Source organism: Streptomyces sp. NPDC050264 (assembly GCF_040655895.1).
Lineage (GTDB): Bacteria > Actinomycetota > Actinomycetes > Streptomycetales > Streptomycetaceae > Streptomyces.
This window is the reverse complement of sequence record NZ_JBFAKV010000003.1, coordinates 1-13,423: the sequence shown is the minus strand read 5'-3', so window position 1 is coordinate 13,423 and position 13,423 is coordinate 1. Positions and strand designations below refer to the sequence as shown.

Here is a 13,423-nt window from a genome sequence, read left to right as displayed (position 1 = left end):
GCCTGTGCCCGGATTTTGCCGGGCGGGGCTTCGCGATTCGCCTACGCGCGGTAAGTTTCTGGCCATGCCACGTGGACGTCACCGCCATTCCCCACCCCTGCACCGGCTGCTGCCTCCCTCGGTGATCGCCGGTGTGCCCCTCGTCTGCGCGGGCGGCGTCTGGCTGTCGGACGATCCGCTCGTGCTGCGCGGCGTCACCGCCGCCGCCGCGGCCGCCGCCGTGATCGGCGCCGTCGTGATGCGCCGCTGGGACCGCCTCGCGGGCAAACAGGTCGCCGATCTGACGCGGGGCGCCGCGAGCGAGCGCTGGCGGCACGAGGAGTCCGTGGCGGAGCTGGAGGGCGACCTCGAGGAGTCGCGGGAGCTGCGCACCAAGCTGGAGGGCAAGCTGCGCGCGAAGCGCTCCGAGCTGGCCGCCCTGCGCAACGAACACGCGGCGCTGCTGCGGCGGTACGCGAACGCGGAGACGGAGCGGGCCAGCGCCCTGGAGGGCCGGCGCCGGCTCGCGATAGAGGCCGCCGCCCCGGCCAGGGCACTGCCCGCGGCGCCGAGTCCGAGTCCCGGCCCGACCCCGCCCGGCCCGGGAGGCGCGGTCACCCCGGCCCTGTACCTGCGGGCGAACGCGGCGCTCGACGGGCTCGCCCGCCCCGAGCGGCCCGGCGCCGCCGAGGAGGCCGATTCGCGGGGGAAGTCCCACGCGGCGCCCGGCCACTTCACCGTGCCGGTCGCCGCGGCGGTGGTGCCCGCGGCGCCCGCGCGGAAGGTCCCCGAGGGCGGCTTCGACTTCTTCGGGACGAGCGGCTCCGCGGTGGAGCAGGACGAGGACCTGGCGGACGTCATCGGGGAAGAGGCGCTCGCCGAGCAGGAGGTCATCGACCTGACCGCTCATGACGAGACCGAGCAGATCGATGTCGGCGGGCTGAGGTCCGCGCTGCGGGCTTGATGCCCGTTGTGCACTTACGGAGGCGTACTTACGGAGGCGCACTTACGGAGGTGCACTCACAGAGGCGCACGTGCAGTGGTACCCGTGCAGAGGCGCACGTACAGAGCTTTACGGGGACTTGCTCGTCCAGGCTCTAGGGGGCCTTGCTCATCCAGCGATCCGGGCGCGCGTCCCGCCGCCCGGTGCGCGACCGGTCCGCCTGCGCCCGCAACAGCTCCGACGCCTCCTGTACGTCCCTCAGACGCGCCGTCACCTTCTTGTTGGCACCCGTGTCGAGATGCAGGTCGGCGACCCGCCACAGCCGCTCCCAGGGGCCCTGGGTGAGGCGCACGCTCTGGACCTTCGCGTGCGGGACCAGTGAGAGCCGGCGCTGCAGGAGGCCCTGTCGCGCGGCGAACGCCGACTCGGTGACGGCGGCCCCGTACGCCCGCCACCAGAGCGGCACGCACCAGCGGCCGCGCCGGGGCGCCGGCGTGAAGTCGGCCGGCTTGGGCACCGCGACGCCCGGCAGGATCCGTGCGATGACGTCCTCGGCCAGCTCGCGCGGGGCGACGGGCACCAGGACCGAGTTCGCGGAACCGGCGACGTGCAGCTCGACACGGACCCAGCCGCGCCGCCGCCACAGCAGCGGCTCCACGATGCGCACGGTCTGCACACGGCCCGGCGGCACCGTCTCGTGCACCCGGTCGAGCAGCCCGTGGTCGATGCGCAGACCGTCCTGGGACTCGCCGACCGTCCAGTCGTACTCCTTGATGAACCGGCCGGCGCTGTTGGTGAACGCCCCGCCGACCAGGGGCACCCCGACCGCGATCACTGTCCACAGGTTGTGGGTGGCGAACCACAGGAAGGTCGGTACGGCGACCGCGGCCAGCAGCATCGCCCAGGGCGTGCCCGTCAGGAGCAGTGCCACCGCGAGCATGCGCGGGGGCGTGTGCAGGATCTGACGCGCCGGCGCCTCGCCCACCTCGCGCGCCGACTCGGGCGCGAACCCGGCCGCGCGGGCGAGGAGTTCGGCACGTAGGTCGCGTGCTTCCTTCTCTCCCAGGTAGGAGAGCTCGTCCTTCTTGTCGGCGCCTACTACGTCGAGTTTCAGCTTGGCCACGCCTGCGAAGCGGGCCAGCAGCGGCTGGGTGACGTCGACGGCCTGGATGCGGTCGAGCCGGATGTGGGCGGTGCGGCGGAACAACAGGCCCGTACGGATGCGCAGTTCGGTGTCCGTCACGGCGAAGTGCGTGAACCACCAGGTGAGGAAGCCGTACAGGGCGGCCGCAGGGACCAGGACGGCGAGACCGAGGGTCAGCGTGGTGGCGGTGAGGTGGGCCAGCTGGCGCTGCGCCTGGTCCATGTCGTGGAAGGCCCAGCCGAGCAGGACCGCTATCGGGGCCCATGCCCGGCGCAGCGGCGTGACGGGGTGCAGGCGCCGCTCTCGTACGGTGTCGGCGGGCGTCTCGGCCGGGACGTCCCCGGGGACGTGCGAGGCCGTCACAGGCCGGCCGATCGGGCCTCGCCCAGCTCGGTGAGCCGGTCGCGCAGCCGCTCGGCCTCGGCCGGGACCAGTCCGGGCAGTGTCGCGTCGGTGGCGGCGGCCGCGGTGTGCAGTTGCAGGCTGGCCAGGCCGAACTTCCGCTCCAGCGGGCCCGAGGTCACCTCGACCAGCTGCATCCGCCCGTACGGCACGATCGTTTCTTCACGCCACAGGACACCGCGGCTGATGAGCAGGTCGTCGGCCCGCTCCGCGTACCGCCACGAGCGCCAGTTGCGGCCCAGCATCGGCCAGCTCCAGGCGAGCACGGCCAGCGGGAGCAGGGCGAACGCCGCCCAGGCGGGACCCGCGAAGAGCGCGAGCAGCACGCCGGTCGCCGCCGCCAGCGGAATCAGCCACAGCACCAGCAGCAGACGGCGCAGTTTCAGCAGTCCGGGCGGCAGGCCCGTCCAGACCGGCCCGGCCTCGGGCCGTGCTTCGGCGCCGTCCGTGGGCCCCGTGGCCCCTGTAGTCCCCGTTTCCATAGGACCACCCTACGTAGGAGAGACTGTCCGCATGACGCCCACGACTCAGGCCACGGTCGGCATCGGTGGTGCCGCGGAGAGCACCGACATGGTGCTCAACATCGGTCCGCAGCACCCGTCCACCCATGGAGTGCTGCGCCTGCGTCTCGTGCTCGACGGCGAGCGGATCCAGCACGCGGAGCCGGTCATCGGCTACATGCACCGCGGTGCGGAGAAGCTCTTCGAAGCGCGCGACTACCGGCAGATCGTGATGCTCGCCAACCGCCACGACTGGCTGTCCGCCTTCTCGAACGAGCTGGGGGTCGTGCTCGCAGTCGAGCGGATGCTCGGCATGGAGGTCCCCGAGCGCGCCGTCTGGCTGCGGACCCTGCTGGCCGAGCTGAACCGGGTGCTGAACCACTTGATGTTCCTTGGTTCGTACCCGCTCGAACTGGGCGGAATCACTCCGGTCTTCCACGCCTTCCGTGAGCGTGAGGAACTCCAGAACGTCATGGAGGAGGTCTCCGGCGGGCGCATGCACTACATGTTCAACCGGGTCGGCGGCCTCAAGGAGGACCTGCCGCTCGGCTGGACGGGGCGCGCGCGTACCGCCGTCGCGGACGTGCGCTCCCGTATGGACGTCTACGACCGGCTCGTCCTCGGCAACGAGATCTTCCGGGGCCGCACCCGGGGCGTCGGTGTCCTGTCCGCCGAGGCCGCGCACGCCTACGGGGTCAGCGGCCCGATCGCACGCGCCTCCGGGGTCGACTTCGACCTGCGGCGCGACGAGCCGTACCTCGCCTACGGGGAGCTGGGGGACACCCTGAAGGTCGTCACCCGCCAGGAAGGCGACTGCCTGGCGCGCTTCGAGTGCCTTCTGGAGCAGTCCCACATCGCCCTCGACCTCGCCGACGCCTGCCTCGACCGGCTCGCCGAACTGCCGCCGGGGCCGGTCAACCAGCGCCTTCCGAAGGTCCTCAAGGCACCCGAGGGTCACACGTACGCGTGGACGGAGAACCCGCTCGGCATCAACGGCTACTACCTCGTCAGCAGGGGCGAGAAGACGCCGTACCGGCTCAAGCTGCGCTCCGCCTCGTACAACAACATCCAGGCGCTGGCCGAGCTGCTCCCGGGGACGCTGGTCGCCGACATGGTGGCGATCCTCGGCTCACTGTTCTTCGTGGTCGGCGACATCGACAAGTAGGTCCGTCAGGCGTACGGGCACCGGGTCCGTCAGGCCCACGGGTTCCATCAGCCAGCCGAAGTCGCCGAGTCCGCCGCGCGCCGTCAGCTCAGCGGCCTCTCCCGCGTGCGTGAGCGCCCGGACGTAGGCCGCCGGGTCCTGGGACGCCAGCGTCAGCGGCGGGCGCCCTCCGGTGACGCCCAGGGCCCGCAGGGCGGTGCGCTGCGGGACGACGCGGGCCCCCGGGGTCGCGGCGCACGCGTCCAGCGCCACATGCGCCGTGATGTCGCAGGAGCCGTCCGGCACGGGGGCGGTCTCGCGGCCGTCCCGGAAACCCGTCAGGGTCCCGAAAGGCGGGCGCGCCCCGCGCGCGTGGGAGTAGTCCACGGCGACGGCGAGGCCGCGCTCCAGCGTGCGTACGGCCGCCGCCCACGCCTCGTCGCGGTCCAGCCCGACCTCGGCGCGCAGCCCCGGTTCGGCCGGCAGCGGCCACCAGGCGTCGAGCCACAGCCGCAGCTCTTGGCCGAGGGGCGCGGAATCGAGGCTCTCCTCGCCGTCCTCCCGTACGAGCACCAGCCGGACCGTGCCGTCCGCGTCCGCCTCGACGATCTCCAGGGGCACGTTGTCGAGCCATTCGTTCGCGAAGAGGAGGCCGGAGATCCCGGCGGGCGGCTCGGAGCGCCACTCGATCCGGTGATCGAGATCCGCGGGGCGCCCGGCCCGCTCCACCGCGTAGGCACGCACGCGTGCGGCCACTTCTTCCGGCAGTACGTGCAGGACGCGGGAGACCAGCTCGCCACGCCCCGCCGCCATGTCGACGAAGGCCAGCTCGGGCGGCTCCCCGAGCGCCGCGTCGACCCGGCAGAGCAGCTCGGCCACGGCGCCCGCGAACAGCGCCGACGCGTGCACCGACGTACGGAAGTGCCCGGCGGGGCCCTCGGGCCTGCGATAGAAGCCGCGGGGGCCGTACAGCGCCTCTTCCATGGCGGCGCGCCACCCGCTGCCCGCGCCCTCCCGTACGTTCTGCGCGCCCTCTCCTACGTTCTTCACGCCCGAAGGCTATGCGCAGGTGGCACACGCGCCTCCACCTTGCGGAGTACGCGCGCCCGGCGCGGATCGGTCCTCCGGTTGACCCCTGCACGCTGCGGCCTTACCTACTCTGGGTTACGTGCAGCGCCTCTATGACTTCCTCCGCAGACACCCGACGTGGGTCGACGGCTTCTGGGCCGTGATCCTGCTCGGGATCTCCGTGGCGAGCGTCAGCTTTGTCAACGAGGCGCCGATGCACCGGAACGAGGTGGCGGCGGTCGTCTGCGCCGTCCTGCTGTCCGTGGTCGTGGCGCTGCGCCGCCTCATGCCCGAGAAGATGCTCCTGCTCGCGATGGCCGCGGGCCTGGGCCAGCTGGTCTTCGACGCGAAGGTCAACCCGTCGGACTTCGCCCTGCTGGTGATCGTCTACACCGTCGCGGCGACCGGCACCCGCTGGGCGTCCCGGCTGGCACTCGTGTGCGGCCTGTGCGCGGCACCGCTCTCGGAGGTGCGCTGGCCCACGACGCAGACCAGCGGCGCGGGGCAGATCGCGGTCACCATCTTCCAGATGGTGCCCTTCGCCCTCGCCTGGGTCCTCGGCGACTCGCTGCGCACCCGCCGCGCCTACCTGGCGCAGCTGGAAGAGCGGGCGAACCGCCTGGAGAAGGAGCGCGAGGCCCAGTCGAAGGTCGCTGTCGCGGCCGAACGGGCGCGCATCGCCCGCGAGTTGCACGACGTCGTCGCGCACAACGTGTCGGTGATGGTGGTGCAGGCCGACGGCGCCGCCTACGTCCTCGACCAGGCACCCGACCAGGCCAAGAAGGCCCTGGAGACCATCTCCGGCACGGGCCGGCAGGCGCTCGCCGAGATGCGCCGGCTGCTCGGCGTGCTGCGCACCGGCGAGCACGAGGAGGGCGGCGAGTACGTGCCGCAGCCCGACGTCGAACAGATCGAGGACCTCGTCGACCAGGTGCGCACCTCGGGCCTGCCGGTCGACTTCAAGGTGGAGGGCACCCCGCGCCCGCTGCCCAGCGGCGTCGAGCTGACCGCGTACCGCATCGTGCAGGAAGCCCTCACCAACACCCGTAAGCACGGCGGCCCGAACGCGGGCGCGAGCGTCCGCCTCGTCTACTTCGACGACGGCCTCGGCCTGCTCGTCGAGGACGACGGTCAGGGCGCCCCGCACGAGCTGTACGAGGACGGCGGCGCGGACGGCCGCGGCCACGGCCTGATCGGCATGCGCGAGCGCATCGGTATGGTCGGCGGAACGCTGGACGCGGGCCCGCGCCCCGGCGGTGGCTTCCGTATCAGCGCCCTGCTGCCTCTCAAGCCCGCCCATTGACACGTACCAGCAACTGAACCCGCACAAGTCGCCACGAGACGTGAGGACCCGCACGATGTCGATCAAGGTCATGCTCGTCGACGACCAGGTGCTGCTGCGCACCGGCTTCCGGATGGTGCTCGCCGCCCAGCCGGACATGGAGGTCGTCGCCGAAGCGGGCGACGGAGTCGAGGCGATCGAGGTGCTGCGCGCCACGTCGGTGGACGTGGTCCTCATGGACGTACGCATGCCGAAGCTGGACGGGGTCGAGGCGACGCGGCGGATCTGCGCGGACCCGAATCCGCCGAAGGTGCTGATCCTGACGACGTTCGACCTCGACGAGTACGCGTTCTCGGGGCTGAAGGCCGGCGCGTCCGGCTTCATGCTCAAGGACGTGCCGCCCGGCGAACTGCTCACCGCGATCCGCTCCGTGCACAGCGGCGACGCGGTCGTCGCACCGTCCACGACGCGGCGCCTGCTCGACCGGTTCGCGCCGATGCTGCCCAGCGGGTCCAAGGAGCCGCAGCACAAGGCGCTGGAACGGCTCACCGAGCGCGAGCGCGAGGTCATGATCCTGGTCGCCCAGGGCCTGTCGAACGGCGAGATCGCGGCCCGCCTGGTGCTCTCCGAGGCCACGGTGAAGACGCACGTGGGCCGCATCCTCACCAAGCTGAACCTGCGCGACCGCGTCCAGGTCGTCGTCCTCGCCTACGAGACGGGACTCGTCCGCGCCGGCGGAGCCCACTCCGGTTAGCGCAGCACGCCCTCGATGAAGTCGCCGCCGAGGCGCGAGACCACGCTCAGATCCAACTGGTGCTGTACGTACCGCCCTTGGCGGCGGGTCGTGATCAGACCCGCCTTCTTCAGTACCGAAAGGTGCCGGGATATCTCCGGCGCCGACATCCCGTGCGCGTCGGCCAGCTCGCCCGTCGTGTACGAACCTCGCGCGAGGTGGCGGCAGAGCCGCATCCGCACCGGGTGAGCCAGGGCGGACATGCGCAGCGTCAGCTGCTCGACGGACGGCGGCGCCGCGAGCCCCGGCGAGGAGACGGGGTACATGATCACCGGCTGCCAGCCGGCCCGGTGCAGCACCCACAGATGCGGCCAGCCCATGCTGGTCGGTATCAGGACGAGATCGCCGTCCTCCGCCGCCGTCACCCCGTCGGTGATCTTGTCCACGGTGACGGTGCGGCCCGCCTCGACGAGGGAGACCGCGGTGGAGGCGGCCTTGAGGGCCTCCCCGAGACCCTTGCGGCGCACCAGCTCCGTCTTGTGCCGCGCGTCGGCGGCCAGTTGGTGCTGCACCCGCGCCCACACGTCCGAGAAGAAGGCCTCCTCGCAGTCCCGCAGCAGGTCACGGAACCACGACCTGATGGCGGGCGGATCATCCAGCAGGCGCTGCGTGAAACGCACTTGGTGGGCCCCGCGCGCGGCCGCGAGGTCGAGCGCGCGCTCACGGGTGCGCGGGTCGTCGAGACGGCTCACGGTCCGGCTCGCATAGGTGGACTGGCAGGTGAACTCCAGGGCCGCGTCCACGAACTGCTCGTCGGACAGCTTGTCGAGCAGATCGAGCTCCTCGCCGAGCGTCGCCCCGGGGCGGGTGCGCCGCCCGGCGATCCCGGCCGACGGCGTGAAGACGTCCGAGAACGTCGTCCGCCACAGGAAGTCCGCCTCGCACAGCCGGTCCGCGAGACACGGGTCCAGCCGCGCGGACACGCTCGTCGTCCACCCCTGCAGCCCCGGATGGTGTGCGGGCTCGGCCAGCGCGTGCAGCGCCATGCCGAGCTCGGCCAGGGGCGAGGGCACGACGCCGACCCGCTCGGGCGTCAGACCCGTGATGTCGATGCGCACGCTCATGCCCCTATGGTGCACGCCGCCACTGACAGCCGGGTCGTCGATTGACGGCTCCCGTCAATCGACGTGACCGGGCCCGCCCGGCGGGAGCAACCTCGTGGTCATCGGCCCCGAAGCACGCCAGAGCAGCCGTTACCGGCTCAACCCGCCTGTTTCCGGGGCGTAGCGCGACAATCGATGTATCGAGCGAGGTGTTCGCCATGACCGTCAGCCAGCAGTACGCACTCGACGCCTACCGAGCCGCCCAGCGCGGCGAACCGGTGAGGTCCGCCACGAGCCTGCACGACTGGGGCGCCGTCCGCGAGCTGCGCGACTTCCGCCGCTTCGAGGCGGTCCTGGCCGGCCGCCCGGCCCGCGGCCGGATCCGCGCGGCCCTGACCCGCCGCTTCGCCACCCTCCGTGGCCACGCCGCCGGGTGCTGAGCGGTTGTTGCCTCAGGGCAGGCGCCCTACGAAGTCCGCGACGGCCGCGCGGACGTCGTCGGCGCTCCACTCCAGGCCCGGCCCGGCGACGGTGACCTCGGCGATCGACAGCCCCGGCACCTTGTCCGTCGCCGACCAGCGACCGAACAGCGAGACCTTCGTCTGCTCCGCCTGCGACACGGCGGCCTCCGTGAGCGCCTCGGCGTCGTAGGGCAGCCACACGCGGAACTCGTGCGTGTGCGGCACCTCAGGGTGGATCCGCGCCCAGGGCACCCCGGCCGCCGCGAAGCCCTCCCGCATCGCCTGTGCGACCACGCGCGCGTGCGCCACGTAAGACGGCAGCTTCGGCAGCTCCCGGTCCAGGCCGGCCAGCGCCGCGATCGCCTGCGGGAACTGCTGGAAGATCTGGCCCCCGTACCGGTGCCGCCAGGCCCTGGCCTCGTCCACGAACGACTGCGGGCCCGCGAGCGCGGCGCCACTGATCCCGCCGAGCGTCTTGTAGAACGACACGTAGACGCTGTCCGCGAGCGCCGCGATCTCGTCCAGCGGGCGCCCGAAGTGCGCCGTGCACTCCCAAAGGCGCGCCCCGTCGAAGTGCACGACGGCGTCACGCGCGCGTGCCGCCTCGCACACCTCCTCCAGCTCCTCCCACGTCGGCAGGACGAAACCGGCGTCCCTGAGCGGCAGTTCGAGCATCAGCGTCCCGAACGGCTCGTCCAGGGCGTGCACCTCGTCGGCCGTGGGCTGACGCAGTTCACCTGTGGGGTGCACCGTGCGCAGGCCCGTCACCGTGGACAGGGCGTCGCGCTCGTGGACCTCGGGGTGGCCCAGCGGATGCAGGGCGACCGTGGAGTTCCCGGTGCGGCCGGCCCAGCAGCGCAGTGCCACCTGCTGCGCCATCGTGCCGCTGGGGAAGAACGCGGCCGCCTCCTTGCCGAGCAGCGCGGCGACCTTCGCCTCCAGCTCGGCGACGACCCCGCCGCCGTACCAGTCGAGCTCGCCGCCGGGGTCGGTCACCGATCCCGCCGCTTCCGTAAGCTGCGCGAGCCGCTCGCCGAGCGTCGTCAGGTTCGGCCGCCGCGCCAAGGTGCGCTCCGCACCCCGCCAGGCCGCGAGCCGCCGCGCGGCCTGTTTGTCTTCCTCGGTGTCGTACGCGTCGCTCATCAACGGATCATGTCGCACGCGCGTGCGCTTGCCCACAGCCTGTGGACAACCGAGGCCCGCCCGCCCAGATAGCGTTAACATGACGAGAAATCGTCCGGTACCCCGAGCGGACTGGAACGGAAGGCCATCGTCCCGTGTCACTTCCCTCTCCGAACCACCGATCCGAGCCCACCGATCCCAGGGACCGGCCGGCCCGCCTCACCGTGGGCGTCGTCGGCGCGGGCCGCGTGGGCCCCGCGCTCGCCGCCTCCCTGCAACTGGCCGGGCACCGCCCCGTCGCCGTCTCCGGAGTCTCCGACGCGTCCGTACGGCGAGCCGCCACCCTGCTCCCCGACGTCCCCCTGGTGCCGCCCGCCGAAGTCCTCGCGCGGGCCGACCTCGTGCTGCTCACCGTCCCCGACGACGCGCTGCCGAGCCTCGTCGAGGGCTTCGTCGAGACCGGCTCGATCCGTCCCGGCCAGCTGCTCGTGCACACCTCCGGGCGCTACGGCACCAAGGTCCTGGACCCGGCGCTGCGCGCGGGCGCCCTGCCGCTCGCGCTGCACCCCGCGATGACCTTCACCGGCACCCCGATCGACGTCCAGCGACTGGCCGGCTGCTCGTTCGGCGTGACCGCGCCCGAGGAGCTGCGGCTCGCCGCGGAGGCCCTGGTCATCGAGATGGGCGGCGAGCCCGAGTGGATCGCCGAGGAGATGCGGCCGCTCTACCACGCGGCCCTGGCGCTCGGCGCGAACCACCTGGTCACGCTGGTCGCCGAGGCCATGGACCTGCTGCGCGACGCGGGCGTCACCGCCCCCGACCGGATGCTCGGCCCGCTGCTCGGCGCCGCGCTCGACAACGCGCTCAGGTCCGGCGACGCCGCCCTCACGGGACCGGTGGCGCGCGGCGACGCCGGCACGGTCGCCGCGCACGTCGCGGAGTTGCGCAAGCACGCCCCGGGGACCGTCGCCGGATACCTCGCGATGGCCCGCGCGACCGCCGACCGCGCCCTCGCCCACGGCCTGTTGAAGCCGGAGCTCGCCGAGGACCTGCTCGGCGTCCTCGCGCCCGGTGGGGAGGACCCGCGATGAGCGCGGCTCTGCTGCACGAAGGCGGGCAACTGCGGGCACGCACGCGTGCCGGGCAGCGCGTCGTCGTCATGACGATGGGCGCCCTGCACGAGGGCCACGCCACCTTGATCCGTACGGCACGCGAGCGCGCGGGCGCCGACGGCGAAGTGGTCGTCACCGTCTTCGTGAACCCGCTGCAGTTCGGCGCGGGCGAAGACCTCGACCGCTACCCGCGCACCCTGGACGCCGACGTCAAGATCGCCGAACAGGCGGGCGCCGACGCCGTGTTCGCCCCCTCCGCCGACGAGGTCTACCCGGGCGGACAGCCGCAGGTCCGCATCGCGGGCGGGCCGATGGGCGAGCGCCTCGAAGGAGCCTCGCGCCCCGGCCACTTCGACGGCATGCTCACCGTCGTCGCCAAACTGCTGCACCTCACGCGCGCGGACGTCGCCCTGTTCGGGCAGAAGGACGCGCAGCAACTCGCCCTGGTCCGCCGCATGGTGCGCGACCTGAACTTCGACGTGGAGATCGTCGGCGTGCCCACGGTCCGCGAGGACGACGGCCTGGCGCTCTCCTCCCGCAACCGGTACCTGTCGCCGGACGAGCGGCGCAGCGCGCTCGCGCTGTCCAGCGCCCTGTTCGCGGGCCGCGACCGGCACGCCGCACAAGAGGCCCTTCGCGCGCGTGCCGCCGAAAGCCCGACCACGCGCGCGCGTGCCCAGGCGCTGGGCGCGCTCGGAGAGTCCCGCGCCGCGGCCGACGCCCACGCCGTCGCCTCCCCGGGCGGCCCCACGGCCGTCCGTGCCGCGGCCCGTCAGATCCTGGACGAGGCCGCCCGCCTGCGCCCCCCGGTCGAACTGGACTACCTGGCCCTGATCGACCCGACCGACCTCACCGACGTGACCGACGACTTCGAGGGCGAGGCCGTCCTCGCCGTCGCCGCGCGCGTGGGAACGACCCGGCTGATCGACAACCTGCCCCTGACATTCGGAGCCCGCCCATGAGCGCCTCTGTAGGAACCGGCATACGACTGCACGCCCCCGCCCCGGGCTGGTCCATCGACGCCGACGTCGTGGTCGTCGGCTCGGGCGTCGCGGGACTGACCGCCGCGCTGCGCTGCGAGGCCGCGGGCCTGACGACGGTCGTCGTCACCAAGGCCCGCCTCGACGACGGCTCCACGCGCTGGGCGCAGGGCGGTATCGCCGCAGCCCTCGGCGACGGCGACACCCCCGAGCAGCACCTCGACGACACCCTGGTCGCGGGCGTGGGCCTGTGCGACGAGGAGGCGGTACGCACGCTCGTCACCGAGGGCCCCGACGCCGTACGCCGCCTCATCGCGACCGGCGCCCACTTCGACGAGACCCCCGAGGGGGAACTCGACCTGACCCGCGAGGGCGGCCACCACCGGCGCCGCATCGCGCACGCGGGCGGTGACGCTTCGGGCGCCGAGATCTCCCGGGCGCTCGTCGAGGCGGTACGCGCGCGTGGGCTGCACACCGTTGAGAACGCCCTGGTCCTGGACCTGCTGATGGACGCCGACGGCCGCACGGCCGGCGTCTCCCTGCACGTCATGGGGGAGGGCCAGCACGACGGTGTCGGCGCGGTCCTCGCCCCCGCCGTGGTCCTCGCGACCGGCGGCATGGGCCAGGTCTTCTCCGCGACCACGAACCCGCACGTGTCCACCGGCGACGGCGTGGCCCTCGCGCTGCGCGCGGGCGCCGAGGTCAGCGACCTCGAATTCGTCCAGTTCCACCCGACAGTGCTCTTCCTGGGCGCGGACGCCGAGGGCCAGCAGCCGCTCGTCTCCGAAGCCGTACGCGGCGAAGGCGCCCACCTCGTGGACGCGGACGGCGTGCGCTTCATGGTCGGGCAGCACGAACTCGCCGAACTGGCGCCCCGCGACATCGTCGCCAAGGGCATCACGCGCCGCATGCAGGAGCGCGGCACCGAGCACATGTACCTCGACGGGCGGCACTTCGGCGCCGACATGTGGGAGCACCGCTTCCCCACGATCCTCGCCGCCTGCCGCGCCCACGGCATCGACCCCGTCACCGAGCCGATCCCGGTCGCCCCGGCCGCGCACTACGCCTCCGGCGGCGTCCGCACCGACCTCCGGGGCCGCACCACCGTCCCCGGTCTGTACGCGTGCGGGGAGGTCGCCTGCACGGGCGTCCACGGCGCGAACCGCCTCGCCTCCAACTCACTCCTGGAGGGACTGGTCTACGCGGAGCGCATCGCTGAGGACATTCAGGAGCGGCACGCGGAGAAACACCTCCACGCGCGCGTGCCCGCACCTGTGCCGCACCCGCAGACCCCGACCCACCCCCTCCTCCCGCCGGAGGCCCGCTTCGCGATCCAGCGGGTGATGACGGCGGGCGCGGGAGTGCTCCGCTCCGCCGACTCCCTTGCCGAGGCCGCCGCGCAGCTGGGCCGCATCCACGCCGAGGCCGTCAACTCCCTTGCCGAGCACGG

At 73.0% G+C, this 13,423-nt stretch carries 13 protein-coding genes; 8 read left to right on the top strand and 5 right to left on the bottom strand.

Going from position 1 to position 13,423, the window contains the following annotated elements:
• Window positions 1-64 precede the first annotated feature (64 nt).
• Window positions 65-943: a hypothetical protein gene (locus AB0J02_RS05195; protein WP_363192220.1), complete on the top strand. Its 879-nt coding sequence runs from the start codon at window positions 65-67 to the stop codon at window positions 941-943.
• A 133-nt stretch (window positions 944-1,076) separates the two neighbouring features.
• On the opposite strand, the gene AB0J02_RS05190 is transcribed toward AB0J02_RS05195, so the two are convergent.
• The gene (locus AB0J02_RS05190) at window positions 1,077-2,429 is read right to left on the bottom strand and encodes a PH domain-containing protein (RefSeq protein ID WP_363192219.1); all 1,353 of its coding nucleotides are present in this window, start codon (window positions 2,427-2,429) and stop codon (window positions 1,077-1,079) included.
• Window positions 2,426-2,950 (bottom strand): PH domain-containing protein, encoded by a 525-nt coding sequence (locus AB0J02_RS05185; RefSeq protein ID WP_363192218.1) that lies wholly within the window; start codon window positions 2,948-2,950, stop codon window positions 2,426-2,428. Before AB0J02_RS05185 ends, AB0J02_RS05190 begins: the two co-directional genes overlap by 4 nt.
• 31 nt (window positions 2,951-2,981) lie before the next feature.
• On the opposite strand from AB0J02_RS05185, the gene AB0J02_RS05180 reads away from it, so the two are divergent.
• Window positions 2,982-4,133 carry an NADH-quinone oxidoreductase subunit D gene (locus AB0J02_RS05180; protein ID WP_363192217.1) on the top strand — a complete coding sequence of 384 codons (1,152 nt, stop codon included), beginning with the start codon at window positions 2,982-2,984 and terminating at the stop codon, window positions 4,131-4,133.
• Here the strand turns inward: AB0J02_RS05180 and AB0J02_RS05175 are convergent.
• A complete protein-coding gene (locus AB0J02_RS05175; protein WP_363192605.1) occupies window positions 4,098-5,096 on the bottom strand; it encodes an SAM-dependent methyltransferase in 999 nt (332 codons plus the stop codon). The genes AB0J02_RS05180 and AB0J02_RS05175 overlap by 36 nt on opposite strands.
• A gap of 184 nt (window positions 5,097-5,280) precedes the next feature.
• Between AB0J02_RS05175 and AB0J02_RS05170 the strand changes: the two genes are divergently transcribed.
• Complete coding sequence (locus AB0J02_RS05170) at window positions 5,281-6,483, top strand: sensor histidine kinase (RefSeq protein ID WP_363192216.1); 1,203 nt, start codon at window positions 5,281-5,283, stop codon at window positions 6,481-6,483.
• Window positions 6,484-6,538: 55 nt separating this feature from the next.
• On the top strand, window positions 6,539-7,216 hold the full coding sequence (locus AB0J02_RS05165; RefSeq protein WP_363192215.1) for a response regulator transcription factor: 678 nt from the start codon (window positions 6,539-6,541) through the stop codon (window positions 7,214-7,216).
• Here the strand turns inward: AB0J02_RS05165 and AB0J02_RS05160 are convergent.
• The gene (locus AB0J02_RS05160; RefSeq protein ID WP_363192214.1) at window positions 7,213-8,319 is read right to left on the bottom strand and encodes a DUF5937 family protein; all 1,107 of its coding nucleotides are present in this window, start codon (window positions 8,317-8,319) and stop codon (window positions 7,213-7,215) included. The two genes, AB0J02_RS05165 and AB0J02_RS05160, sit on opposite strands and share 4 nt — an antisense overlap.
• Before the next feature lie 197 nt (window positions 8,320-8,516).
• Here AB0J02_RS05160 and AB0J02_RS05155 point away from each other — a divergent pair, with 197 nt between their 5' ends.
• The gene (locus AB0J02_RS05155) at window positions 8,517-8,738 is read left to right on the top strand and encodes a hypothetical protein (protein ID WP_363192213.1); all 222 of its coding nucleotides are present in this window, start codon (window positions 8,517-8,519) and stop codon (window positions 8,736-8,738) included.
• A 12-nt stretch (window positions 8,739-8,750) separates the two neighbouring features.
• On the opposite strand, the gene AB0J02_RS05150 is transcribed toward AB0J02_RS05155, so the two are convergent.
• Window positions 8,751-9,902, bottom strand: coding sequence for a beta-eliminating lyase-related protein (locus AB0J02_RS05150; protein ID WP_363192212.1), 1,152 nt, complete (start codon window positions 9,900-9,902; stop codon window positions 8,751-8,753).
• A 203-nt stretch (window positions 9,903-10,105) separates the two neighbouring features.
• Here AB0J02_RS05150 and AB0J02_RS05145 point away from each other — a divergent pair, with 203 nt between their 5' ends.
• From AB0J02_RS05145 to AB0J02_RS05135, 3 genes are all read left to right on the top strand, one after another.
• Window positions 10,106-10,972, top strand: coding sequence for a DUF2520 domain-containing protein (locus AB0J02_RS05145; RefSeq protein ID WP_363192604.1), 867 nt, complete (start codon window positions 10,106-10,108; stop codon window positions 10,970-10,972).
• Window positions 10,969-11,955, top strand: a complete 987-nt coding sequence (gene panC / locus AB0J02_RS05140) for a pantoate--beta-alanine ligase (protein ID WP_363192211.1) — start codon at window positions 10,969-10,971, stop codon at window positions 11,953-11,955. The genes AB0J02_RS05145 and panC overlap by 4 nt, the downstream gene beginning before the upstream one ends.
• On the top strand, window positions 11,952-13,423 hold a 1,472-nt coding region (locus AB0J02_RS05135), incomplete at its 3' end, for an L-aspartate oxidase (RefSeq protein ID WP_363192210.1). The genes panC and AB0J02_RS05135, both read left to right, overlap by 4 nt.